Below are 23,510 nucleotides of genomic sequence, written 5' to 3' on the forward strand. Positions count from 1 at the left end.
GTGTCAATCGGCCTGGATGTTCAGGTCTTTGATGACCTTGCTGAGACGTTCGTAGTCTGAAGCGTTGAGCTTGGCCATCGCAGCGGGCGGCCCGCCGACCGGCGCCGCGCCGAAGGTGCCCATCTTCGCGATCACGTCGGGCATCTTCAGGACTTCGTTGAGTTGGGCGTTCAGCACGTTCACCACCGCAGGTGGCGTGTTGCGCGGCGCGAAGAAGCCGTTCCATGCGCCCGCGTCGATGTCCTTGTAACCCAACTCGGCGAGCGTGGGCACATTGGGCAGCAGGGGCGAACGCTTGGCGTCGGAGATGGCGAGCGCAACCAGCTTGCCCTGCGCAATGTACTGGGCCACTGGGCCGAGCGTCACGTAGGCCAGCGGAATGTGCCCTGCAACCACATCAGTGACCGACGGCGCCACGCCGCGGTAAGGCACGTGCTGCACCTGGATGCCAGCCGCACGGTTAAGCCACTCGCCCGCGATGTGCATCGGCGAGCCGGCGCCCGGCGTGCCGTACGACAGTGCCTTGCCCGCCTTCGATTGCGCCACGAGGTCCGCCACGCTCTTGATGCCGGAGGCCGGGTTCGCTACGAGCAGCACCGCCTGGTTGGCGGAGTGAATCACCGGCGCGAAGCCGTGGACCACGTCGTACGACGCCGCGGGCGCGAGCTTCATCACCAGCGGCGCAGTCGTGAACGGGTTGGGCGTGAACAGCAGCGTGTAGCCATCGGGCGCCGCGCGACCCACATAGGTGTTGCCGACCGTTCCGCCAGCGCCGGGCCGGTTGTCCACGATCACCGATTGGCCCAGCCGCGCCTGCAGCTTCTCGGCAAACAGCCGCGCCATGGCGTCGGTGTCGCCGCCGGCCGGGTATGAGACGACGACGGTGATCGGCTTCGTCGGGTAGGCCGGCGCCTGGGCGTGCACGGCACTTCCCCAGAGACCCCCCGCCAGAACACCCAGGGCAAGAAACAACTTACGGCTGACTTTCATCTTGGAGCTTTCGTAAGGAGTGCGCGCCGGGGCGCTCGAAGCGGAACCGGCGCACCATCCGATCAACAACGGGATCTCACTTGACGTTTCATATACGAAACAATGACCCATATAAGAAACGCTGACGAATCGTAGAATGAAGCTGTTGATCAATCAACCAAGTGAAACATCGAATTGACAGTAGATATTTTTCATATAGGAAAATAACTATTAAGTGTGACCCAAAGCGAAAATCCACCTCATCGACGAGACAACCTATGCAAGAAGACGCCCTGAGCGAGCGCTCCGCCGCCGCGCCCATCGATCCGTGGTCAGGCCTCAACGAATCCGGCGACGACCTGACTGTCGACAACTTCATCACCACCGTGATGAGCCAGACCGTGAACGCGCTGCGGCGCGTGACGACGCTGCCCTATGCCAGGCGCTTCGGACTCACGGTGTCGGAGTGGCGCATCCTGGCGCTGATGGCGCACGCGCGCTCAATGCCCTTCGCAGAACTGGTCGTGCAATCGACTTCCGACAAGGCGCTGGTGAGCCGCACACTGCGCCTGCTCGAGCAGCGCGGGCTGGTGTTGCTGGAGGCCGAAGGCCCCACGCCGAGAAAGCGGCTTACCTGCAGCATCACTCCGACCGGCGAGGCGCTGCATGCGCAGGTCATTCCGGTCGCGCGCAAGGCACAGGCGTCGATCATCCAGCTCATGACGTCGCAAGAGCGCCGCGTGATGTATGCGGCGCTGAAGCGCATTCACCGGCAGTGCCTCGACGTCGACGCGAAAAACGGAGAGGATTGAACGACTGGCGACTAACGTCGCCGCGGCTCGCCGATACTGCGCTTGGCGCCACGACCGCGATGAGCGTCGGCCTCGCTCTCGATCTTCAAACAATCGACCACGCCCATCGCTCACCGCACTTCGGACGGAGCCACCCGCCTGCTACCGGTCCAAGCTCTTGCGTATGGCGTCGACGACGCGCAGCACCGCGTCTTCCTGCACGTCCCGATGGATGACAAAACGCAAGCGGCCGTACAGCATCGAAACAAGCATGCCCCGCTCTTGCAGGTGCTGTTGAAGCGCACGCGCCGTGTCTTGCCCACGATCCACCAGGTCAAGAAACACGATGTTGGTCTGCGGCGCTTCCACGCGCACGCCGGGATGATCACACACGCCCTCGTACAGCAGCCTCGCCAGCCGATGGTCTTCAGCCAGTCGCTCGACATGGTGGTCCAGCGCATGCAAGGCCGCAGCGGCCAGCACACCCGCTTGCCGCATCGCGCCGCCCGCCGCCTTTCTCACGCGCCGCGCACGCGCAATGAAGGCCGCACTGCCGCACAGTGCGCTGCCGACCGGCGCGCCCAACCCTTTGCTAAAGCACACCGACACCGAATCGAAATGCCCCGCGATGCGCCGCGCGCCGGACTCGGGCGACGCCGCATCGGAGGCCGTGGCCGCGTTGAACAAGCGCGCGCCGTCCAGGTGCGTCGACAGGCCATGCCGCCGCGCCAGATCGGTCGCCGCGCTCAGGTACGCCTCGGGCAGGCATCGCCCGCCCAACGTGTTCTCCAGCGCAAGAAGCCGCGTGACGGCGAAGTGCTCGTTGTCCGGCTTGATCGCCTCAGCGATCGCCACCAGCGGCAAGGTGCCGTCTTCCGCATGGTCCAGCGGCTGCGGCTGCACGCCGCCGAACATCGCGGCGCCGCCGGCCTCCCAGCGGTAGCAGTGCGCCATCTGGCCGACGATGTACTCGTCGCCGCGCCCGCAATGCGCCAGCACCGCGCACAGATTGGCCTGCGTGCCGGACGACACGAACATCGCCGCCTCGAAACCCAGCATGCCGGCAATGCGCGCCTGCAGTGCGTTGACGGTCGGGTCTTCGCCGTAGGTGTCGTCGCCCACGGGCGCGCGCTGCATGGCCTCGTACATGGCGGCCGTGGGCCGCGTGACCGTGTCGCTGCGCAGATCGACGCACGCGTTCATGCCGCGCCCAGCGTGCCGCCGAGTTCCTTGTTGACGACCGAGAGCCAATAGGCGATGCCCAGCGGCAAGGCCTTGTCGTTGAAGTCGTAGTACGGCGTGTGCACGTCGCCCTGGCCATCGCCTTTGCCTCGGCCATTGCCGATCAGCATGTAGGCGCCGGGCCGTTTGCGCGCGAAGAAGGCGAAGTCATCACCAGCCGACAGAGGGGCCAGATCGGCGTTCACGGCCTGCAGGCCCACCACGTCGTGTGCGGCGCGTACCGCGTTGCGCGTTACGTCGGGGTCGTTCACCAGCGGCACGGAGTTCCACCAGCACTTCACATGCACCGACGCCCCCTCGGTGGCGGCGGCCAGTTCGGCGTGCGCACGCAGGCGCTTTTCGAGCAGCGCCTGCACCTCGTCCGAGAACGCACGCAGGGTGCCGGAGATGCGCAGCTCGGCGGGGATCACGTTCATGGCCTCGGGGTCGCCCGCGCCGATGTGGCCCACGCTGATGGTGGCCGGGTCCATCGGCGCCACGTTGCGGCTGACGATCGACTGCAGACCGAGCAGAAAGTGCGCGAGCACCACGCTCAGATCGGTCGACAGGTGCGGGTAGGCGCCACCATGTCCGCCGGTGCCGTTGAAGCGCACCTGCCATCGCCCCGACGCCGCCATCATCGCGTTCGAGCGAATACCGAACTGACCCAGCGGCAACGCGGGCAGGCTGTGCATGCCGAAGATGCGGTCGCAGGGAAAGCGCTCAAACAGCTGCGCCTCGAGCATCGCCAGCGCGCCGCCCCGCCCTTCTTCCGCGGGCTGGAAGATCAGGTGCACGGTGCCGCCGAAGTCCGGGTTCTCGGCCAGGGCCTGGGCCGCGCCGAGCAACATCGCCGTGTGGCCGTCGTGGCCGCAGGCGTGCATGCGGCCCTGAACCGTCGACGCATGGCCCAGCGTGTTCTGCTCGCACAGGGCCAGGGCGTCCATGTCGGCGCGCAGGCCGATGGCGCCCGCCCCCGCACGCCGGCCGCGCACGACACCGACCACGCCGGTGTTGCCGACCTTCTCGTGGGTCTCGATGCCCCAGTCGCGCAGCTTGCCCGCGATCAGTGCGGAGGTGCGCACCTCTTCGAACCCCAGCTCGGGGTTGGCGTGGATGTCGCGGCGGATGGCCGCGATCTCGTCGATGTGCCGGCTGGCGAGGTCGAGCAGGCTCATCGCGTCACCTCGCTCTTCTCGGCAGGCATGCGCGAAACGACGCCCTGCATCTTGCTTTGCGTGTCGGCCACGACCTCGGCAAACCCGGGCCGCGCCCCTGCGTCGGCCGGCGTGAACCCAATTCGTTTGAGGTGCGCAGCAACCTTTGCGTCTCCGAGCACCAAGCCGATGGCGACCTGCAGGCGTTGGGTCACTTCCGGTGGCGTGTTGCGCGGCACGAAGATGCCCAGCCAACTGTTCAGGTCGATGCCCTTGAGGTACTTGCTCTCATTGAGAGTAGGTACATTCTTCAGCAACTCTTCGCGCTGCAGCCCCGTGGTTCCGAAACCGCGCACGCGACCGCTTTCGATGGCGTCGGGAAAGGTGGCGGGAGCCACCAGCATCAGGTCGACCTGGCCACCCAGCAGGTCGGTCACCTGTGTGGAGCCGCCCTTGTACGGCACGTGCAGCATCGACGTGCCGCTGCGCTCCTGGATGTCCCGCATGATCACGTGCTGCAAGGTGCCGACGCCCGAGGTGGCATAGCTCAGCGTGCCGGGGTTCTTGCGCGCAAACTCGATCAGGTCGTCGGTGTTGCGCGCAGCGATGCCCGGCCGCCCCACAAGGATGAACGTGGAGTCACCGACGCGGGCGACCGGCGTCAGGTCGTCCGACTTGTACGAGACCGCGCTGTTGGTCAGCGGCGCCAGCACCACCTCGTTGACCGAACCGAGCAGCAGCGTGTAGCCGTCTGCGCGGGCACGCACCACCTTGGCAGCGCCGATGGCGCCGGCACCGCCGCCGAGGTTCTCGATCAGCACCGGCTGCCCCAGCTGTTTGCCCAGTGCCACGTGCAGCGCTCGTGCCATGGCATCGACGGAGCCGCCCGCCGGGTACGGCACGACGACCGTGACAGGCTTGTTCGGGTAGGCCTCGGGCGGTGCCGCATGGCCGTGAAAGGCCGCGGCGCACAGCAGCGCGGCGGCGAGGAGTCGGGTTCTTCTTGGCATGGTCGGATCGTGTTCGCTGGAATGAACTGGAAATGCCATTCTTCAATGACTGCCCCACGGTGAACCAATGCCTTGTGGCCCCCAGCCATGCATCCTACTTATAGCTTCAGGGGTGCTTCCTGGCGTAGCGGAACAGATGCTCCTTCAGCAGGTTCGCCGCCTCGCCGCGCTCGTCGCGCACGCTCAGGATGCCTAACGGCGGCAACGCGGGCAGGTCCGTCACGTCGATCAGCGCGATCTGCCCCATGTCGATGAACTGACGCATCGCGCTGTAGGGCGTGAAGTTGAGCAGCGTCTCGCTCTGCAACTGGGCCAGCACCATCGCGCTGGAACGGACCTCGAGCTTGCGGTAGCGCGGCGCCGTGCCGTGCGCGGCCATGAGGGCGTCGAAGGTCTTTCGCGCATGGGTCGCGGGGTGCAGCATGAGCCACATCTCATCCAGAAGGTCGGGCAGGCGCAGCCCGCGCTTGCGCACCAGCGGATGATTCGGGCCGGCAACGACCACGAGCCGGTCGGGCAGCAACTCGGCGAACTCCCAGCCCTCGGGCCACACGGGCGGTTCGCGACACAGCATGAGGTCGACCTCGCGGTTCGAGATCAACGCGCTCGACTCTGCGGCGTTGGCCTCCTGCAGTTGCACGAGGATGTCGGGCTTCGATTGCCCGAAGGCCGGCAGCGCGCGCACCAGCAGGCCGTTGATGGCGCCATGGATCGCGCCCACGCGCACGATGCTGTGACCACTCGACTGGCGAAACGCCACGAACTGCGTGCCCGCCTCGAGCGTGGCGAGCGAGCGCTGCACGAACGGCAGCAGCTCGCGCGCCATGTCCGTCATGCGCATGCCGCGCGCATGGCGGTGAAACAGCGGGCACTGAAGAAACTCTTCCAGGTCGGCCACCAGGTGCGTCACCGCGGGCTGCGTGAGACCGATCGCGTCGGCCGCGCGCTGCGCACTGCCGAACTCGGCGATGGCAGCGAAGGCCTGCAGATGACGAAAGCGCGCCCCCGTCATGAGACGCGCATAAAGAACAGCAGACGACGGAGTCATGGCACGGGAGCAGGCCGCAACGGCCTCGGCGGGAAAGCTCGGATGCTAAGCGCCCGTTGCACGCGCGGCCATGGGTTGTGTCCCTGAGACCTGGGCACCCAGCCATAAGCAAAGCAGACCCCTGGCCCTCAATTTTCATTTGTTGTGCCCTCGCGCCAAAAGAAGAATCGCGGCCGGCTACGCAGCCCTCAGCACCACAACGGAGACACAACGCATGAAGAAGAGATTGACCGCCCCGGCCACCCTGGCCCTGGCCCTTGCCGCATCGGGTGCAGCGCACGCCCAGTCCACCCTCACGATCTTCGGCGTGCTCGACGCGTCGATCACGTCGACCACCAACCGGGCGCAGAACCTGTCGCCGCTCGGCGGCAGCGTCTCGCTCTCGCGGACCGAGCTGACCAACAGCCGCAGCGCCAGCAGCCGGCTGGGCTTCATGGGCCAGGAAGACCTGGGTGGCGGCATGGCGGCGGCGTTCTGGCTCGAAGCGCCCGTCACCAACGACGACGGCGCCACCAGCATCGCCACGTTCTCTCGCCGCTCGACCTTGAGCCTGCTGGGCACCTTCGGCGAATTGCGGGTGGGCCGCGACTACATGCCGGTGTTCGTCAACGACGTGCTCGTCGATCCCTTCAGCTTCAACGGTGCCGGAGCCGCCCTTACCTTCATCGCCAATACGGGCTCGCGGCTGGACCGCGTCTCACGTGCGAGCAATTCGATCGGCTACTTCCTGCCGCCCAACCTGGGTGGCTTCTACGGCCAGGCGATGTACGCGCTGCACGAAGGCACCAAGCAGACGCTGTGGACCACGCCGGCGCCGCCCAACAGCACGCGCACCGGCCGCCACATCGGCGCGCGCATCGGCTACGCGAAGGGCCCGCTGGACATCGGTGTCGCCGTCGGACGCAGCACGACCGGCGACGACTACAACGCAGGCACCACCGACGAAGTGCAGCTTGCGAGCCTGGGGCTGACCTACGACTTCAACTTCGCCAAGTTCCATGCCGGCGTCAACCGCAGCAAGGCCGGCCGCGACTACGCAAAGGCGCCGATGTCGCCGCTGCCCGACGCCACGCTCAACAGCGCGCTGGTCGGCGTCACCGTGCCGGTGGGTGTCGGCGTGATCCGTGCGACCTATTCACGGGCCGTCTACGACGATCATCTGAAAAACGACAACCGCCCCGACCCGCAGGCCAGCAAGATCGCGTTGGGCTACATGCACCACCTGTCGAAGCGCACTGCGCTGTACGCCACCGTGGCCCGGTTGCGCAACAAGAACGGTGCGGCGATCACCATCGGCGGACCGGCCTACATGCGCAGCGCGTCGCTCGTGCCGACGACGTCAACGGGCTACGACGTCGGCATTCGACACAGCTTCTAGCCTTCTGGCAGCAATGATGACCCTCGCTGCGCTGCGGCGCACGCGATGTCACTGTTCGGCTCCGGCAAAAAAAAAACGCACTGGACACCACCGAATTCGCGCGCGCTTGCCGCGTACGCGGACAGCGCCACGACTGAATGCGAGCACTGGATGTTGAAGCAGTGCCGCATCTGCTTCACCATCGATGCACCCAATCGGCGGCTGAACGATGGCCGGTGGGGACATCGACGACGCACGGTCATGCGGCCCCTCATCGCCTTCAGTCAGCCACGGAGAGGCAAACGCCAAACTCGGATTCGGGGAGTCAGGCCTTGCAGATCCCCGGCATCGAAATGAATCCGGGCAGACGCTTCATCCGTTCGATCCACGCCAGCACGTTCGGATACGGCGCCAGGTCAATGCCACCCTCGCCCGCCAGCGCGGTGTACGGGAAGCAGGCGATGTCCGCGATGGTGGGATGGCCCAGCTCCAGAAACTCGCGGCCGGCCAAGTGAGCGTCCATGATGCCGAACACGCGGTTCGCGCCCGCCTGCAGCTTGGCCAGATCGAGCGGATAGTTCAACACCTTCACCAGCCGCGCACCCGCAGCGTTCATGACCTCGCCGCCGCCGGTCGACAGCCATTGCGCGATCTGGCCTTGCGAGCGGGCGTCTTCGGGGAACCAACTGCCCGACTTGTCGTACTTGCGCGCGATGTAGATCAGGATGGCCTGGGCGTCGCGCAGTCGCAGATCGCCGTCTTCGAAGATCGGAATCCCACCGAAGGGGTTCAGCGCAAGGTACGACGCCGTCTTGTGTGCCTTGCTCACAAAATCGACCGGCTCCGCGTCGTAGGGCACGTCGAGGATGTTCAAGAAAAGGCGGATCTTGTAGCAGCTGCCAGAGATGTCACAGTCATAGAGCTTGGGCATGGTGTCTTCTTTCGTTGAGGTCAGGAGGGTTGGAAAAGAATGCGTTGGTGGTGCTTCAGGTGATCGGCCATGAAGCTCTGCACGAAGTAGTAGCCGTGGTCGTGGCCGATGTGGCGGCGCAAGGTGAGCCGCTGCCCGACCTCGCGGCAGGCTGCTTCGAACAGGTGCGGATGCAGCTGGTCGGCGAGAAACTTGTCTTCCAGGCCCTGGTCGATCAGGATGCCCTCGGGGAAAGGCGCGGCCTGCTGGCGCTGCATCAGGCGGCTCGCGTCATGGGCCTGCCAGCCTTCGGTATCGCCGCCGAGATAGCCCGTGAACGCCTTGCGGCCCCACGCACATTGCGCAGGCGCACACACCGGCGCGAACGCCGACACCGACTTGAACAGCCCCGGGTGCCGCAACGCGAGCGTGAGTGCGCCGTGTCCGCCCATCGAGTGACCGAAGATGCCCAGCCGCTCCACATCGATAGGCAGACGCTCGCCAAGAAGGGGGAGCAACTCCCGTACAAGGTAGCTCTCCATGCGCCAGTGCGGTGCCCACGGTGCCTGCGTGGCGTCGAGATAGAAGCTTGCGGCGACACCGAAGTCCCAGTCGTCGGCCTCGCCGGCAACGCCTGCGCCACGCGGGCTCGTGTCAGGTGCGATCAGCGCGATGCCGAACTCTGCGGCGAGCCGCTGGGCACCGGCCTTTACCGCAAAGGTCTCTTCGTTGCAAGTCAGCCCGGCAAGGTAGAGCAACGCCGGCACCTTGGCCAGCGCCGCCTGCGGCGGCAGGAACACCGACAAGCGCATCGGCAGTCCGATCTCGTGCGCATCATGTTCGATAAATCGCTGCACCCCGCCGAAGCAAGGATGCTCAGTCAGTGTTCGAAGCAGCCCCGACATCAGTAGAGCACCACGCCGCGGATCGACTCGCCGCGCTTCATCAGGTCGAAGCCCTTGTTGATGTCTTCCAGCGGCATGGTGTGCGTGATCAGGTCGTCTATGTTGATCTTGCCTTCCATGTACCAGTCGACGATCTTTGGCACGTCGGTGCGGCCGCGCGCGCCGCCGAAGGCCGAGCCTTCCCACTTGCGGCCCGTGACCAGCTGGAACGGGCGAGTGCTGATCTCGGCGCCGGCTTCGGCCACGCCGATGATGATGCTGCGGCCCCAGCCCTTGTGCGTGCATTCCAACGCCTGGCGCATCACCTGCGTGTTGCCGATGCACTCGAAGCTGTAGTCGGCGCCGCCGTCGGTCAGTTGCACGATCGCGTCGACCACGTTCTCGGTGGTCTTGGGGTTGATGAAGTGCGTCATGCCGAACTGGCGGGCCATGGCTTCGCGCTCGGGGTTCAGGTCGACGCCGATGATCTTGTCGGCGCCCACCATCTTGGCGCCCTGGATCACGTTCAGGCCGATGCCGCCCAGGCCGAACACCACGACGTTCGCGCCGGCTTCGACCTTGGCCGTGAAGAGCACCGCGCCGATGCCGGTGGTGACGCCGCAGCCGATGTAGCAGACCTTGTCGAAGGGCGCGTCTTCACGGATCTTGGCCAGCGAAATTTCGGGCGCGACCGTGTAGTTGCTGAAGGTGCTGGTGCCCATGTAGTGAAAGATCGGCTTGCCGTCGAGGCTGAAGCGCGAGGTGGCGTCGGGCATGAGGCCCTTGCCCTGCGTGCCGCGGATCAGCTGGCACAGGTTGGTCTTGCGGCTCAGGCAGAACTTGCACTGGCGGCATTCGGGCGTGTACAGCGGAATGACGTGGTCGCCCTTTTTCAGCGTGGTGACGCCGGGGCCGACGTCGACCACGATGCCCGCGCCTTCATGGCCGAGGATGGCGGGGAAGATGCCTTCGGGGTCGGCGCCCGAGAGCGTGTAGTAGTCGGTGTGGCAGATGCCGGTGGCCTTGATCTCGACCAGCACTTCACCGAACTTGGGGCCCTGGAGGTCCACGGTTTCGATGGTGAGGGGTTGGCCTGCTTGCCAGGCGACGGCGGCTTTGGTTTTCATGCTCTTCTCTTGAACGCAATATGTGAAGGCGTTCAATGTAGAGGCGCAAGTGCGTCGATGTAGTAAGGTGCGGCGCAACCCTCGGCAACTTGGCCGCGACACAAACCAAGTTGGCCGAATCGGATCGGATACTTCCCAAAAAATCGCACTACAAACGCTCATGCCTTCGCCCTTCGCATCCCGGGCTCGTCGCGTCGACATCGTCGTTTACCCAGGCTTCAAGGCGCTCGAGGCCGTCGGCACCATGAGTGTGTTCGAGTACGCCAACATCCATCTCGTGCGCCAAGGACAACCCAGGGGCTACGAGATCGAGATTGCGTCAACGTCCGCAGGACCGGTGCCTTCCGACATGCTGATGTCGCTCGTTGCCACCCGCGCCATCGACGAAGCCGACCTGCCTGACATTGCGGTGATCGTCGGGGCACGCGAGATCGAAGCGGCACTCGAGCGCAATCCATCATTGGTGCGCTGGGCGCGTGCGGTGGCTCCGCGCATTGATCGACTGGTCGCCCTTTGCTCGGGAAGCTTCTTTCTCGCAGCGGCCGAACTGCTGGACGGCCACCGTGCCACGACACACTGGAGCGTCGCAACGCTGCTTCAGACCAGTTTTCCGAAAGTCCAGGTCGAGGCGGACGCCATTTATCTGCGCGCTGGGCGCCTCTGGACTTCCGCCGGTGTGACAGCGGGCATCGACCTCGCATTGGCGCTGGTCGAGGAAGATTTCGGACGCGGCCTGGCGCTGGAAGTGGCGCGCGATCTGGTCGTGTATCTCAAGCGTCCGGGAGGACAGTCGCAGTTCAGCGTTCACTTGGCGAGCCAGAACACCAGCCATCCTGGAATCCGCGCCGTGCAGGACTGGATCCTGGCGCACCTCGACGAGCCGCTTGCTCTGTCTGACATGGCTGAACGCGCCGCGATGAGCGAACGCAACTTCCGCCGCGTGTTCGGTCGGGAGGTCGGCGAAAGCCCATTGAGCTTCGTTGAGCGCGCCCGTCTTGAAGCAGCGCGGCGTTTGCTAGAAGACGGCGACCTTCCGCTCAAGTCCATCGCCGGCCGCATCGGCTTTGGTTCTGAGCAGCCGATGCGCAAGCTTTTCGTCAAGCATCTCGGTATCACGCCGCACGAGTACCGGGCTCGCTTCGGCGGCTCGGGCCTTCCTGTCGCCTGAGCGCGCATGCAGCGGGGCGGCACGCTCCCCCTTTTGGTTCTCGTGCTACTTGTTGAGCAGTTCCCGCAGCCACTCACGGCATTGAGGTGCCTGCTCGATCGGCCAGTCGATGGTGACGGTCTGGTTCATCTGACGCACTTCAATTCGAATATTTCGGCCTTGCGCGGCCGACGGAAAGTCGACAGGTCCGGCACGGCCCCCTCCAAACAGGCGCGACCACCAGCCTGATTCAGCCGATGCAGCGACGCTCACGGACTGCACAGGCGCCGCAGGAGACGGTGCGCCGGACGTTGGCGTTCCCGCAACCACGGCGGGCGACGGGGTGGGTTCGATGAGACCCTTGGGGGCGGAGACACCCGCCACGGCCACCGTGGGCGACGCAGCCGGAGCGGGCATCGTCGTTGCAGGCGTCGACGTGGCTGTCGCGGTCGCAGGCAGCTCCCCCGATTCGATTCGCGCCTTGAGGTTGGCACCGAACTCCTCCCACATGCGGTCGGCCTTGGTCTTCATCACCGACAGGCCGAAGGTGCCCAGGCGGCCCAACACGTCCACGTTGACCTTGATGCGCAGCTCCGTCCCGCCTTCGGGCGTGGCCGTGAGAAAGACCTCGCTGCTCTGCTTGAGCGAACTGGCCACCGACGCATCCTCCCCCGTGCCCTCAGCGCGCAGGTACTCCGGGACACGTTGCTCGACGATGTGGGTGCGCAGCTTGAACTTGGCACTGATGAACGCGATCTTCTGGTGCATCACGGCCACGTATTCGGTGGGGCTGATCACTTCGATGGACTTCATCCCGGGCACTGCGCCTCCCATCACTTGTGGGTCCAGCAGCAAGGCCCACACCTGTTCGCGCGCGGCCGACACGAGCAGCGTTTTCTCAATTTCCATGATTCATCTCCTTGGCAGCATGGAGCACCGACTCCACGATCTGCGTGTAGCCCGTGCAACGGCACAAGTTGCCGGACAGGCCATGGCGTACTTCGTCGCAGTCGGGATTCGGGTTGTTGTTGAGCAGATCGCACGAGGCCATGATGAAGCCCGGCGTGCAATAGCCACACTGCAGGCCACCGCACTGCATGAAGCTCTTTTGCAGCGGATGCAATTCGTCGCCATGGGCCAGGCCCTCGATGGTTGTGAGTTCACGGCCGCTCACCTGCACCGCGAGCATCAGACAAGACTTGACCACTTCACCGTCCAGCAACACCGAGCAGGCGCCGCAGATGCCGGTTTCGCAGCCGCGTTTGGTGCCGGTGAGGTGCAGGTCGTCGCGCAAGAAATCGGACAGCAACCGGCGGGCCGGAACATCGACGCTGTGCGCCTCACCGTTGACGGTGCATTCGATGCGATGGGTGCTCATGCCGCGGCTCCTTCGTAGATATCCAGGCCGAACAGTTCAGCCACGGTCCGGCGGGCAACCGCCCGCACCATCTCGCGCCGGTAGTCCGCGCTACCGCGCAAGTCCGACATGGGGTCGATGTCTTGCGCCACGATGGCGGCCAACTCGGCGGCGATCTCGACCGTTACCACACGCCCTTCGAGAAAGGCCTCGGCCCGCCGCAACCGTCGAGGAATCGGCGTCGAAGCGCCCACCGCGATTCGCGCCTCGCGGCACAGCGCGCCTTCACGCCGCGCGACGAGAGCCACGCTGGCCAGCGGCCGGTGCTCTGCAGCAGTGCGCAGGAAGCGCGAGTACACGCCAAGGATGCCGGCCGCCAACGGCGGAACAAGGATTTCGATGACGAGCTCGTCGGGCTCCAGCGCCGTGACGTAGTAGTCGACCAGAAATTCCTCGATAGACAACACACGCTCACCGCGCACACTGCCGAGCACCACCTGGGCATCCAATGCCAGCAGACAGCCCGGCGGATCGGTGGAAGGGTCGGCATAGCAAAGATTTCCGCCGATCGTGCCCTGATTGCGCACCTGCGGATTGGCCACGCGCTCGGCCATGCTGGCAAGGACCGGCACATGCGCTCGCACCAGTGGTGAACGGGCGATGTCTGCATGACGAGCCAGTGCGCCAATGCGCAGGCCTTGCGTCGCATCGAACGAGATGCCACGGAGCCGTTCGATCTTCGCCACCGAAACGAGGCACGCGGGGGCCAGCATGCGCTGGCGCATCCCCAGCATCAACGCCGTACCACCGGCGATCACGCGCGCGTCGTCTCCCCACTCGGCCAGCATCCGACTGGCCTCGGCCACCGAGGCAGGCTCCAGGTAGTCAAATTCACGCATGGTCTGCCCCTTCGTTTTTCTGGGCCTGCAGTGCGGCAAGCACTTTCTCTGGGGTGATGGGCAGATCGCGGATGCGCACGCCGACGGCGTCGTAGACCGCATTCGCAATGGCCGGAGCCCCCGGAAGGATGGCCGTCTCGCTCGCGCCCTTGGCGCCATAGGGGCCGTTCGGGTCATTGGATTCAACGAAGCCGCCCCGCAACATGGGCACCGCATCGGCCGTGGGCATCGTGTAGTCGGCAAAGTTTCCATTCGACAACCGACCACCCTCGTAGTGAAGCTTTTCGTACAGCGCCCAGCCGATGGCCTGCACGGTGGCGCCGTTGGTCTGACCGTGGACCGCGATCGGGTTGAGCGCCTTGCCGCAGTCATCTGCGACGTAGCTGTCCAGCACTGTCACGCGGCCGGTTTCGGTATCCACCTCGACTTCCACCGCCTGGGCGGCGAAGGAATAGGCGGCAGCAACGTTGCCGAAGAGCGTGTCGTCAGGCATGACGGTCTTGGGGTCCCAACTGCCGCTGACCTGGATACCACCGCCGCCATGGCGCCAGATGTGCAGGCGTGCCAGCTCCGCCACGGTCGCGCGCTGCTCAGGTTGGTCGACGACGAACACGGTGCCACCACCGATGGCCAGCGCATTTGGCTCCACGCTCCACCGCTGTGCAGCCAGCGCGAAAAGTTCGTCGCGTGCCTTGCGCGCGGCCACGATGGCCGCATTGCCCGCAGACATGGTCACGCGCGAGGCCAACGAACCCACCGCGACCGGCGCCACATCGGTGTCGGGCGGGACCGCATACAGGTCCGAGAGCGGCAAATCGAGTTCGTGCGCAACGATCTGATTGATCATCGTGGTCGCCCCCTGGCCCATGTCACACTCACCGCTGATCACGAAGACGCGACCGTCTTCGTTGATCTTCACGATCACCGTGGCGCCGTCCCAGTTGCCGATGGTCCGGTTGCCGCTCACGTGCATGGCAGCGGCCATGCCCACGCCGCGGCGCGCCACGCCGACTTCCTGGTGATTCCTGCTTCGCTTCTCGGCCCAGCCGATGGCCTCGGTGGCCTGGTCGATACATTCGACAAGGCCCGTGCTACCAATATGCCAGCCGTGCACCGTGGTCTCGCCCACCCGCACTGCGTTGCGCTTGTGCACCACCACCGGGTCCAAGCCGAGTTGCTCGGCCATGGTGTGCAGATGGCTGTTCAGTGCAAACAGCATCTGGGTGCCGCCAAAGCCGCGGAAGGCACCGCGCGGCGGATTGTTGGTGTAGTACAGGGTCGCATGCGAACGAATGTTCGGGTTGCGGTGCATGTTGTCGCTGCGCATTGCGCTCACGTGCATCACGTCGCCCGCAAGGCCAGCGTAGGCGCCGCACTCGGCAATGATGTGAACCTGCTTGGCGACGATCACGCCGTCGCGGTCCATGCCAATCTTGAGGGTGATGTGCTCCGGCACGCTCGCGCAGCAGGCCTGGAAGTCTTCGAGCCGATTGTTCACCAGCCGCACGGGGCTGCCGGTGCGCAATGCCAACAGGCCCGCCACCAGTTGGTTGTCGTCTTCAACGATCTTCCCGCCGAAGGCGCCGCCTGTGGTGGCCTGCACTACCCGCACGCGCGAGACCGACAGGCCCAGCGTCGCCGCCACCTGCTCGCGAACGAGGTTGACGGCCTGCGTGGAAGTCCACAGCACGAGCCGTCCGTCCGGATCGAGGGCGGCCACGGTCGCCATGGGTTCCATGTAGCCGGGGTACTGCGAATGGGTGGTGTAGGTCGCCTCGTGGATGAGGTGCGCCGCCGCGAAGCCTGCGTCCACGTCGCCGCGGTCGAAGCGAATCTCGCGCGCAATGTTGTCGCGCCCCGGATGCACGCCGGGAGCATCCTCGTCCATCGCCTCGGCGGTGGTGAGGATGGCGGGCAGCTCTTCGTACTCGACCTGGATCAGATCCAGCGCGTCGCGCGCGATTTCTTCAGACGCAGCCGCCACAGCGGCCACTTCTTCGCCGCAGTAGCGCACCAGTCCCTTGGCCAGCACAGCGCGCTCCTTGTGGTGTACGCCCCAGAGTGTGGCGGGCGCGTCGTCACCGGTGAGCACGGCCTTCACCCCCGGCAGCGCCCGTGCCGCCGCGGTGTCGATGGCCACAATGCGCGCGTGCGGATAGGGACTGCGCAGCACCTTGCCATGCAGCATGCCGGGCAGCTTGATGTCCCCCGCATACACGGCGCGTCCCAGCACCTTGGCACGCGCCGTGACCTGCGGAATTTCCAGGCCCAGGGTGGACCGCGAATCTTGTGCCGCAATAGCCGTTGTGTGTTTGGCAACGGGCTGCATCAGATCCACCTTTCCCTATGGAGATTCCCAGCTCGCGGATGCCCACCTTGGGCCAGGGCGGATTCCACAACATGACAGCGAATGGTGGGCATCGAGGTCTCCTGGCAGGCGTTACAGGCCGTTGGCAGGCAACGGGATCTGGCGTTGAAACTGTGCTGCTTCGGAAAGAACAATGATCGACCTTCGACCGCCTGTCCAGAGTTCAATTGATCCTGATTCATGACCTTAGAAGGAATGGCTGATGCCGAAGTCGTATCCCGTCGCGCCACGCGGCACTTGGCCGGGACCGAAGTAGGGATCGGCCGGGGCATAGCCAGCGGAGACGGCAGATTGGAGCGCCCCCGAATAGCGGCCGTCGTTGCGATTCGTCACGCGGGCAACGGTCGCATAGAGGGCGGTGCGCTTCGACAGGTTGTGCACGTAGCCCAGAGCGAGCTTCGTGGTGCGGGGACGTGGCCCCTGGACGAAGATGCCTCCTTCGTCATAGCGAACAGTCGAGAGCGACGCCCGGACCAGCCCCGGGCCGACCGGTGCGGTCACCCCCAACAGCGCACCGTCGAAGTTTTCGGACCTGGGAAACCCCGCCGTCGCCGTGTGATTGCGCACCCGGGAAAGCTCCATCATCAGCGCCACAGCGCCGAAGTCATACGATGCGCCCAGGTTCGTGGTGACCACCTTTCGGTCTTGCACCGCAGCGTCCACGGGCACGGTGCTGCCGTACGAGACCGCCATGTTGAGTGGACCATTCGCGTAACCGAAGCGCGCACCGGCATAGCGCCCTTTGTGCGAAGACGCCCCGGCGCCCGGTTCGGCACCGGACAGACGGGTCGTCTCGGAAAATCCATACTGCAGATGGCCATAGAAGCCGCCGAGGCTGGACGGCAGGAAATACCCGACGGTGTTGCTGGCCCGAACGTAGTTGTTGTTGTTCACCGCTGCCCCGATGGAGACCGACGCGATCGCGCTCGCGCCTGCGCCCAGCGTCTGGAACGGATCGAAGACGAGATCGTTCCAGGATGTGGGCGTGTAGTCGCGGCCCACGCGCAGTTCACCGAATCCGCCGGACAGGCTGAGCGTGGAGCGGCGGCTGAACGTGGCAATGCCGGTCGATCCGTTGTCGGTCGCGACGGGGGCCTCCAGCCAAAAGCTGGCAGCGAGCCCGCCCCCCAGATCTTCCGTTCCCCGAAACCCGATATGGCTGGGGCGATTGGCCATCGTGTTCAAGCTGGTCTTGCTCTGCTTGACTCGCTGCCCCGTCACAGCATCGCGCCAAGTGATCGACTGCTGGCTGACGGCCGTATCGACCGTTCCGAACAGCGTGACCGACGATTGGGCCCACACGAGGCCGGGAACAGAGACCGCAAGCAATGCGCCAAGGTATTTCATGGGAGGAACTCCTCTGGATAGGGATCGGAACGGATTCACGACGGTTTTGACCGCCGCGGCGGAGACGGGCGACACGCATCCCTGGCGAGCGCATCGACGGATGCGCGCCCTGGATGTCAAACGGTGGTTCGGCTCGAAGGCCGATGGACTTGGCTACCCCTGGCGGATGGCGACGCGGTGCATGCGGCGCGCCGACGGGTGGTAGTCGTTGATCGCGTAGTGCTGGGTGGCGATGTTGTCCCACACGGCCACAGAGCCCTTCCGCCAGCGAAACCGTACCTGCCATTCGGGGACTTTGGCCAGCCCGCTGAGCATGGAGATCAGTGCCGAACTCTCGTCGTTCGTGACACCTCGGATGTGCGTGGTGTAGAGCGCATTCACGAAGACCAGCGGCTTCCCTGTCACGGGATGCTCCAGCACCACGGGTTGCTCGATCGGAACGTTTTTTTCCCGAGCCGCGCGATAAAGTGCGCCACTCGGATCTCGACGTGCCAGGTTGTCGCTCAGCGCTGGGGCCTCCCAGTTGTGCACGGCCCTCAGTTTTCGCAGGTAGTTCTGCATGTCACCGTCCAGCGATGCATAGGCTTGGGTCATGCTGGCCCACATCGTGTCGCCGCCTGCATCGGGTACATCCACCGCATAAAGACACGCACCTGCGGGCGGTACGGCTTGCCAGGTCAGGTCTGCATGCCAGATGTCGGTTCCGGTCCGAGTTCCCTGGCTGATGAGCAACTCGACGAAGGGCTCCTCCGGATGCGCGGGAAAGGTGGAAGAAACTGGGTCCACCTTGCCGAAGAGCCGAGCGAAGCGGACTTGATCCGAGGGGCTCAGCGATTGGTCGCGAAAGAAGATCACCTGGCGCTCGTGCAGCGTAGCGCGCAATTGATCTGCATGGGCTTCCACCTGGACGGGGTCTGACAGGTCGATGCCGCTGATTTCGGAGCCGATGTACGGCGTCATGTGTTCGATATGCATGATTCTGTTTCGATGATGTAAATGATTCTGTGCGTGTGGTGCTACTCGGCGCGAATGCCAAGCTCCTGGACGATTCGGCCGAAGCGCTCAAAATCTTGCGCGTTGGTTTTTCCCAATACTTCTGCAGGCCCGCCCACCGCAACCGCGCCAAGCGTTGCCATGCGCGACGCCACGTCGAGCAGTCGGAGGATCTCGTTGAGGTGCGCATTCAGTGCCCTCACCGTCTCGGCCTTCATCCCCTTGGGGGCGAACAGGCCGTACCAAGCGCGTATTTCCACGTCCCGATAACCCAGTTCGCGCAGCGTCGGCACGTCAGGGGCCAGGGGCGAGCGCTGCGGATCGGCCACGGCCAACACCCGGATCTTTCCGGTCGCAACATGGGGCGCCACTGAGCCCAACGTGACGTAGCTGAGCGGCACGTGGCCGCCCAGCAGGTCGCTGACCGCGGGCGCGACCCCCTTGTAGGGAACATGGTCGATGCGCACCTTCGCTGTCCTGTTGAGCATTTCTCCAAGAATGTGCATAGGCGAACCGGCGCCGGGGCTCGCATAGACCATCGGTCGAGCCTTTGCCGCCGCAATCGCCTGCGCAACGGTCTTGAGCCCGGCTTGCTCACCCGCGACAAGGAACAGCGATACGGACGCGAGTTCGATGACGGGCGTGAAGCCATTGAGCACGTCGTATCCATTCCCTACGCCCGTCTTGAGCACCCACTGCGCGATCGAGAAGGTGCTTGGTGCCAGCAGCAGGACGTGGCCGTCTGCCGGTGCTTTGGCGACATAGCTGCTTCCGATGACACCACTGGCGCCAGGCCGGTTGTCCACGATCACAGGCTGCTTGAGCCTGACCGACAACTTCTCGGCCAGAAGCCTTGCCAGCGCATCGGTATCGCCGCCCGAAGGGTAGGCCACCACGATCGTGACAGGCCTGTCGAGTTGTGCCGGCTCCGAGGCGTGGCCGTTGAAGCAGGCCACAGCGCACAACAGCGCAGCAGCGAACCACTGGCGTCGGGTTTTCACCACGATGGAAACTCCTTGGGCATTGCGCGCATGTCGAAGCACCTCAGCGACGCTGGCTGCGGCCGTTCGGGTACGGAAGCAGTGCAGCCAGTACGGCCGCCACGATCAGACTCGCCGCCATCCAATAGAGCGTCTCGGTGACGTCGGAAGTCCTGCCGAGAACGATGCCAATCAGCCAGGGGCCCAACAATCCCGAAAGACTGCTGATGGCATTGATCAGGGCCATGCCGCTGGCTGCTCCAGAGCCCGAAAGAAAGGTCGACGGAATGGCCCAAAACACGCCGAGCGAAGCCGTGAGCCCAATGGTTGCCACGCAGATCAGCGCATAGGCGATTCCGGGCGAAGCCGAGGTCCAGCCGCTTGCAAACATGCCGATAGCGCCAACCGCCAACGCTCCCGTCAGATGCCAACGGCGCTCCAGCGTTCGGTCCGAATGTCGGGCATTCAAGATCATCGCAATGGCCCCTAGGGCAAATGGGAAGGAGAAGACAAAGCCGATCGTGAGGAGCGGAAGCTTCGCCATCTGATTGATCACCTGGGGCAACCACGTCGAGATTCCGAAGAACGCAATGCCGGTGCAGAAGTACAGCAGCCCCATCAGCCAGACGATCGGGCTTTTGAATGCCTCAGACGCGCTCGATGCACCTTGGCTTGCCGCTTCTCGCGCAACCTTGTCCATCTCGGAAGACAGCCAAAGCCTTTGCGCCTGGCTCAACCACGTGGCTTCGCTCGGTCGATCGACCAGGTAAAAGCGCGCGACCACCCCCACTGCGACGCCCATCACGCCTTCGAGCACCATGGTCCAACGCCAACCAGTGAAGCCCACGACGTCGTTGAAATGGACCATCAGGAACGTGCAGAAGGGTCCCCCCACGATCAACGAGATGATGCAAGCGACATACACCACGCTGACCGGCTTGCCAAAGTACTTGGCGGGAAACCACAGCCCCAGGTAGTAGACGATCGCAGGCAGGAGCCCCGCTTCGACGACACCCAGCAGGAAGCGCGCGACATTCAATTGCATGGGCGTTCGAACGAAAGCCGTGCCGATCAGCACAACGCCCCAGCAAACCAGGATTCTCGAAAGCCAGCGCCGTGCACCCACCCGATGCATGACCATGTTGCTGGGCACCTCGAAGAGGACGTACCCGACATAGAAAATCCCGACCGCAAAGCCGAACGCCTCGGGGCCAAGGCCAATCTCCTGATTCATCTGCAAGGCCATCACACCGATGGTGGCGCGGTCCAGATAGTTGACGAACCAGGCAATGAACAGCAGCGGCACCAGCTTCCAGGTGACCGTTCTGATCGTTTGTCGCTCTACCTCCAATGCAGCGGGGTTGTGAGCATCTGGGTTCAGCGATGCGGGATGCCGTGCGTCACCCCATGTTGTGGGTGAGGCGGAAGTGCTAGCTGTTTTCATGGATTTCTCCTCGTGGAGCGAACAACGCCGGATGACCGGATGGCGAATGCGCTTGCCCGTCTGCGAATCAGTTTGTGCTTCGCTCAACAGCGCAGCAAGAGCACTCGAGGACCAGATATTTCCACTAGTGGCAATTAAATGAATCAGGGAAAACACTGCCCACACAGCGATCTTTTTTAGGGGTTGAGGCCCAGCCTCCTTGTTCGCGCGGCCGTTGACGAGCGCGCCATGCGCACCCCTACCGCTGTCAGATTCGCTGGGGTGATAGCCTTGCGCATGCAATCCTGCTCATGGTTCTCCATCCCGCATGTCCACTGAAAACGCCCCGTCAAAGAAGGTCACACCCAAACGTAAAGCTCCGCGTGCAAGCGGACGCCCTCTTGCCGATGCAGCGGTGGGGCAGCAGCGCATCCTCGACGCCACGATCTTGCTGTTGAAGACGCGAGCGCCGGAGCATCTGAGCATCCTGGAGATCGCAGGCATCGCCGGCGTAACTCGCACCTTGGTGCGCTACTACTTTGGTGACCTGAGGGGGGTTCTCAGGGAAGCGACCGAGCAACTGATGGGGCAACTGCAGGACCGCATGGAAGCAGCGCTGGTTTCTCGCGGGCCGCTACCCGAGCGCGTGTATCAGCGCCTTTTGCTTCGGTTGGAATTCATGCGTGAACACCCCCACTTCGAGCGACTGGCACTGTCGGAGATCTATCACGGAGAGGATGCCAACGGGTCGCAGGGTAAAACGGGAAATTCTCTGCAGCGAATCAGCCGACGTGCCATGGAGCTGACAGCGATGCTCTTGGACGACTCTCCGGCCGACGTGGACTCACGACACATCCACCTCACGATACTTAGCGTTTCGGCATTTATTCCGACAGCTCAACCCCTGCTGGACCACCTGTTTGGCAAAGGTCCGAAAGCCGACCGTGAAATAGAAAAGTACCTGCGATTCGTCTCACAGATGCTCGCGGATAGGATTCAGCAGCGCCCCTGACCCCCGAAAACCATCGCGAACTATGTCGGAGTCTGTCCGGCCCAATGGAATGAGCCAGCGCGACACAGGCTTCGCCCCTTCGCCAATGTGCGTCTTGGCGGGTGCAGCGCGCCTGCCGACCTCCCGCGGAAAACCTACTGCGCCTCGATGCCGAACTCCTGCATCCGCTGGATGATCACTTCGAAATCCCGCTTGTAGTTCTGAGTGAACTGCTCGGGCGTCGTGTTGAGCATCTCGAGGCCGCGCTCGGCCATCTTCACCTGGACGTCCGGCATCGTGACCGAAGAGCGCGGAGCCAATGCCAATCACCCGGGCCATACATTGCGGCGATGGGCATCCAAGAGAATTCAGACTTCTGAACGCCTTCACCGCCGATCACCACCTCACCGCAGATCGAACAGCCTGCAGGCGTTTTTACCTAGCATCGCCGTGCGCCCTTTCGTACTCCAATCGGACGCGTTCAGGGAGCAACCTACGCACGTGCAGCCCATAGCTGCACCCAAGGCGCCCCGTTCATTATTCAGCCGTGATGTTCGCGGCCTTGATGATCTGCGCCCACTTGCGTGTTTCGCTGGCAATGAACGCACTGAAGTCCGCAGCGCTGCCGCCGCGCAGCTGCAGTCCCGCCGCTTCGGCCTTGCGACGGACGTCCGCGTCGGCCACCGCCGCGTTGACCTCTGCATTCAACCGCTCGACGATGTTGGCCGGCGTTCCGGCCGGCGCGAGCACGCCGTACCAGCCATAGCCCACGACGGAAGGCAGGCCCTGCTCGCGAAAGGTCGGTGCGTTGGGGTACAGCGGCGAGCGCTCTTCGTTGGCGACCCCCAGCACCCGCAGCTTGCCGGCCTGGATGTGGGGAATCGCGGTCGAGATGGCCGTCAGGGTGGCGTCGATCCGCCCGGCCAGGAGCTCGGTGTAGGCCGGCGCATCGCCGCGGTACTGCACCACGATGCCCTTCGTGCCCGAGGCGCGCAGCAGAAGCTCGGCCGTGAGGTGCGGCGCCGAGCCCGCCCCCGGCGATCCGAAGGTTGCGCCCTTCGGATCGGCCTTCATCTGCTTGATGAACTCCGCGACCGTCTTGTACGGCGCATCGGCATTGACCACCAGGAACAAGGGCGCAATGGCCGTGCTGGCGATCGAAGCGAAGTTCTTGTGCACATCGTAAGGCAGGCCCTTGTACAGCGCCTCGCCGATGGCAATGGGTGCGGCCGCGTGCAGCAGCGTGTAGCCGTCTGCCGGCGCCTTGGCCACGAAGTCGTTGGCAATGCGCGTGCCGGCGCCGGCCTTGTTCTCGATGACGATGCCCTGGCCGAGCCGCCGTCCGAGGAAGTCACCCAGCACGCGCGTCAGGATGTCGTTCGACCCACCCGCACCGTAGGGAGAGACCATGCGGATCGGCCGCGCCGGCCAGCCCTGTGCGTGGCTCGACGTGCTCCAGGGCAGGGCCAGGCCGGCTGCGGCGGCAAGAAGGTGTCGGCGGTTCATTGAGGTCATGCGTGCGTGTCTCCGT

22 protein-coding genes are annotated in these 23,510 nt (G+C 64.5%); 4 read left to right on the top strand and 18 right to left on the bottom strand.

The genetic code is table 11. From position 1 onward, the window contains the following. Positions 1-3: 3 nt before the first annotated feature. Complete coding sequence (locus IG196_RS25010; protein WP_192193472.1) at positions 4-990, bottom strand: Bug family tripartite tricarboxylate transporter substrate binding protein; 987 nt, start codon at positions 988-990, stop codon at positions 4-6. Positions 991-1,247: 257 nt separating this feature from the next. On the opposite strand from IG196_RS25010, the gene IG196_RS25015 reads away from it, so the two are divergent. Beyond that, on the top strand, positions 1,248-1,781 hold the full coding sequence (locus IG196_RS25015) for a MarR family winged helix-turn-helix transcriptional regulator (protein WP_192193473.1): 534 nt from the start codon (positions 1,248-1,250) through the stop codon (positions 1,779-1,781). A 141-nt stretch (positions 1,782-1,922) separates the two neighbouring features. On the opposite strand, the gene ltaE is transcribed toward IG196_RS25015, so the two are convergent. The 4 genes from ltaE to IG196_RS25035 all read right to left on the bottom strand — a co-directional run bounded on the left by ltaE (position 1,923) and on the right by IG196_RS25035 (position 6,196). Next, positions 1,923-2,963, bottom strand: a complete 1,041-nt coding sequence (gene ltaE, locus IG196_RS25020) for a low-specificity L-threonine aldolase (RefSeq protein WP_192193474.1) — start codon at positions 2,961-2,963, stop codon at positions 1,923-1,925. After that, positions 2,960-4,159, bottom strand: coding sequence for an amidohydrolase (locus IG196_RS25025; RefSeq protein ID WP_192193475.1), 1,200 nt, complete (start codon positions 4,157-4,159; stop codon positions 2,960-2,962). Before IG196_RS25025 ends, ltaE begins: the two co-directional genes overlap by 4 nt. Then, positions 4,156-5,148 carry a tripartite tricarboxylate transporter substrate binding protein gene (locus IG196_RS25030; protein ID WP_192193476.1) on the bottom strand — a complete coding sequence of 331 codons (993 nt, stop codon included), beginning with the start codon at positions 5,146-5,148 and terminating at the stop codon, positions 4,156-4,158. Before IG196_RS25030 ends, IG196_RS25025 begins: the two co-directional genes overlap by 4 nt. A 106-nt stretch (positions 5,149-5,254) precedes the next feature. Next, on the bottom strand, positions 5,255-6,196 hold the full coding sequence (locus tag IG196_RS25035) for a LysR family transcriptional regulator (RefSeq protein ID WP_192193477.1): 942 nt from the start codon (positions 6,194-6,196) through the stop codon (positions 5,255-5,257). Between the two features lie 214 nt (positions 6,197-6,410). Between IG196_RS25035 and IG196_RS25040 the strand changes: the two genes are divergently transcribed. Next, complete coding sequence (locus IG196_RS25040; RefSeq protein WP_192193478.1) at positions 6,411-7,574, top strand: porin; 1,164 nt, start codon at positions 6,411-6,413, stop codon at positions 7,572-7,574. A 304-nt stretch (positions 7,575-7,878) separates the two neighbouring features. Here IG196_RS25040 and IG196_RS25045 read toward each other — a convergent pair whose 3' ends face one another. Genes IG196_RS25045 through IG196_RS25055 form a run of 3 tightly spaced genes read right to left on the bottom strand, consistent with a single transcriptional unit; the run spans position 7,879 to position 10,474 of the window. Further along, positions 7,879-8,484 (bottom strand): glutathione S-transferase family protein, encoded by a 606-nt coding sequence (locus IG196_RS25045; protein WP_192193479.1) that lies wholly within the window; start codon positions 8,482-8,484, stop codon positions 7,879-7,881. A 20-nt stretch (positions 8,485-8,504) separates the two neighbouring features. Next, the gene (fghA, locus tag IG196_RS25050) at positions 8,505-9,368 is read right to left on the bottom strand and encodes an S-formylglutathione hydrolase (protein ID WP_192193480.1); all 864 of its coding nucleotides are present in this window, start codon (positions 9,366-9,368) and stop codon (positions 8,505-8,507) included. After that, entirely contained in the window at positions 9,368-10,474 is a 1,107-nt protein-coding gene (locus tag IG196_RS25055; protein WP_099796121.1) for an S-(hydroxymethyl)glutathione dehydrogenase/class III alcohol dehydrogenase, read from the bottom strand. The genes fghA and IG196_RS25055 overlap by 1 nt, the downstream gene beginning before the upstream one ends. Before the next feature lie 160 nt (positions 10,475-10,634). Here IG196_RS25055 and IG196_RS25060 point away from each other — a divergent pair, with 160 nt between their 5' ends. Next, positions 10,635-11,642: a GlxA family transcriptional regulator gene (locus tag IG196_RS25060; protein WP_192193481.1), complete on the top strand. Its 1,008-nt coding sequence runs from the start codon at positions 10,635-10,637 to the stop codon at positions 11,640-11,642. A gap of 45 nt (positions 11,643-11,687) precedes the next feature. Here the strand turns inward: IG196_RS25060 and IG196_RS25065 are convergent, their stop codons facing one another. The 8 genes from IG196_RS25065 to IG196_RS25100 form a co-directional block, all read right to left on the bottom strand. Further along, on the bottom strand, positions 11,688-12,530 hold the full coding sequence (locus IG196_RS25065) for a CoxG family protein (RefSeq protein WP_192193482.1): 843 nt from the start codon (positions 12,528-12,530) through the stop codon (positions 11,688-11,690). After that, entirely contained in the window at positions 12,520-12,999 is a 480-nt protein-coding gene (locus tag IG196_RS25070) for a (2Fe-2S)-binding protein (protein ID WP_192193483.1), read from the bottom strand. Before IG196_RS25070 ends, IG196_RS25065 begins: the two co-directional genes overlap by 11 nt. Next, a complete protein-coding gene (locus IG196_RS25075; protein ID WP_192193484.1) occupies positions 12,996-13,877 on the bottom strand; it encodes an FAD binding domain-containing protein in 882 nt (293 codons plus the stop codon). Before IG196_RS25075 ends, IG196_RS25070 begins: the two co-directional genes overlap by 4 nt. Next, a complete protein-coding gene (locus IG196_RS25080; protein ID WP_192193485.1) occupies positions 13,870-16,206 on the bottom strand; it encodes a xanthine dehydrogenase family protein molybdopterin-binding subunit in 2,337 nt (778 codons plus the stop codon). Before IG196_RS25080 ends, IG196_RS25075 begins: the two co-directional genes overlap by 8 nt. A 225-nt stretch (positions 16,207-16,431) precedes the next feature. Next, positions 16,432-17,592 carry a porin gene (locus IG196_RS25085; RefSeq protein WP_192193486.1) on the bottom strand — a complete coding sequence of 387 codons (1,161 nt, stop codon included), beginning with the start codon at positions 17,590-17,592 and terminating at the stop codon, positions 16,432-16,434. Positions 17,593-17,745: 153 nt separating this feature from the next. Further along, complete coding sequence (locus IG196_RS25090; protein WP_192193487.1) at positions 17,746-18,567, bottom strand: TauD/TfdA dioxygenase family protein; 822 nt, start codon at positions 18,565-18,567, stop codon at positions 17,746-17,748. Between the two features lie 41 nt (positions 18,568-18,608). Continuing rightward, positions 18,609-19,589 carry a Bug family tripartite tricarboxylate transporter substrate binding protein gene (locus IG196_RS25095; RefSeq protein WP_192193488.1) on the bottom strand — a complete coding sequence of 327 codons (981 nt, stop codon included), beginning with the start codon at positions 19,587-19,589 and terminating at the stop codon, positions 18,609-18,611. Positions 19,590-19,629: 40 nt separating this feature from the next. Beyond that, positions 19,630-21,096, bottom strand: a complete 1,467-nt coding sequence (locus tag IG196_RS25100; protein ID WP_192193489.1) for an MFS transporter — start codon at positions 21,094-21,096, stop codon at positions 19,630-19,632. A gap of 220 nt (positions 21,097-21,316) precedes the next feature. Here IG196_RS25100 and IG196_RS25105 point away from each other — a divergent pair, with 220 nt between their 5' ends. Beyond that, complete coding sequence (locus IG196_RS25105) at positions 21,317-22,000, top strand: TetR/AcrR family transcriptional regulator (RefSeq protein ID WP_192193490.1); 684 nt, start codon at positions 21,317-21,319, stop codon at positions 21,998-22,000. Positions 22,001-22,134: 134 nt separating this feature from the next. Here the strand turns inward: IG196_RS25105 and IG196_RS25110 are convergent, their stop codons facing one another. Together IG196_RS25110 and IG196_RS25115 are read right to left on the bottom strand one after the other, a co-directional pair. Then, entirely contained in the window at positions 22,135-22,275 is a 141-nt protein-coding gene (locus tag IG196_RS25110) for a hypothetical protein (RefSeq protein WP_225616788.1), read from the bottom strand. 241 nt (positions 22,276-22,516) lie between these two features. Continuing rightward, entirely contained in the window at positions 22,517-23,494 is a 978-nt protein-coding gene (locus tag IG196_RS25115; RefSeq protein ID WP_192193491.1) for a Bug family tripartite tricarboxylate transporter substrate binding protein, read from the bottom strand. Between the last annotated feature and the right edge of the window lie 16 nt (positions 23,495-23,510).

Source organism: Variovorax sp. 38R, assembly GCF_014843395.1.
Lineage (GTDB): Bacteria > Pseudomonadota > Gammaproteobacteria > Burkholderiales > Burkholderiaceae_C > Variovorax > Variovorax paradoxus_H.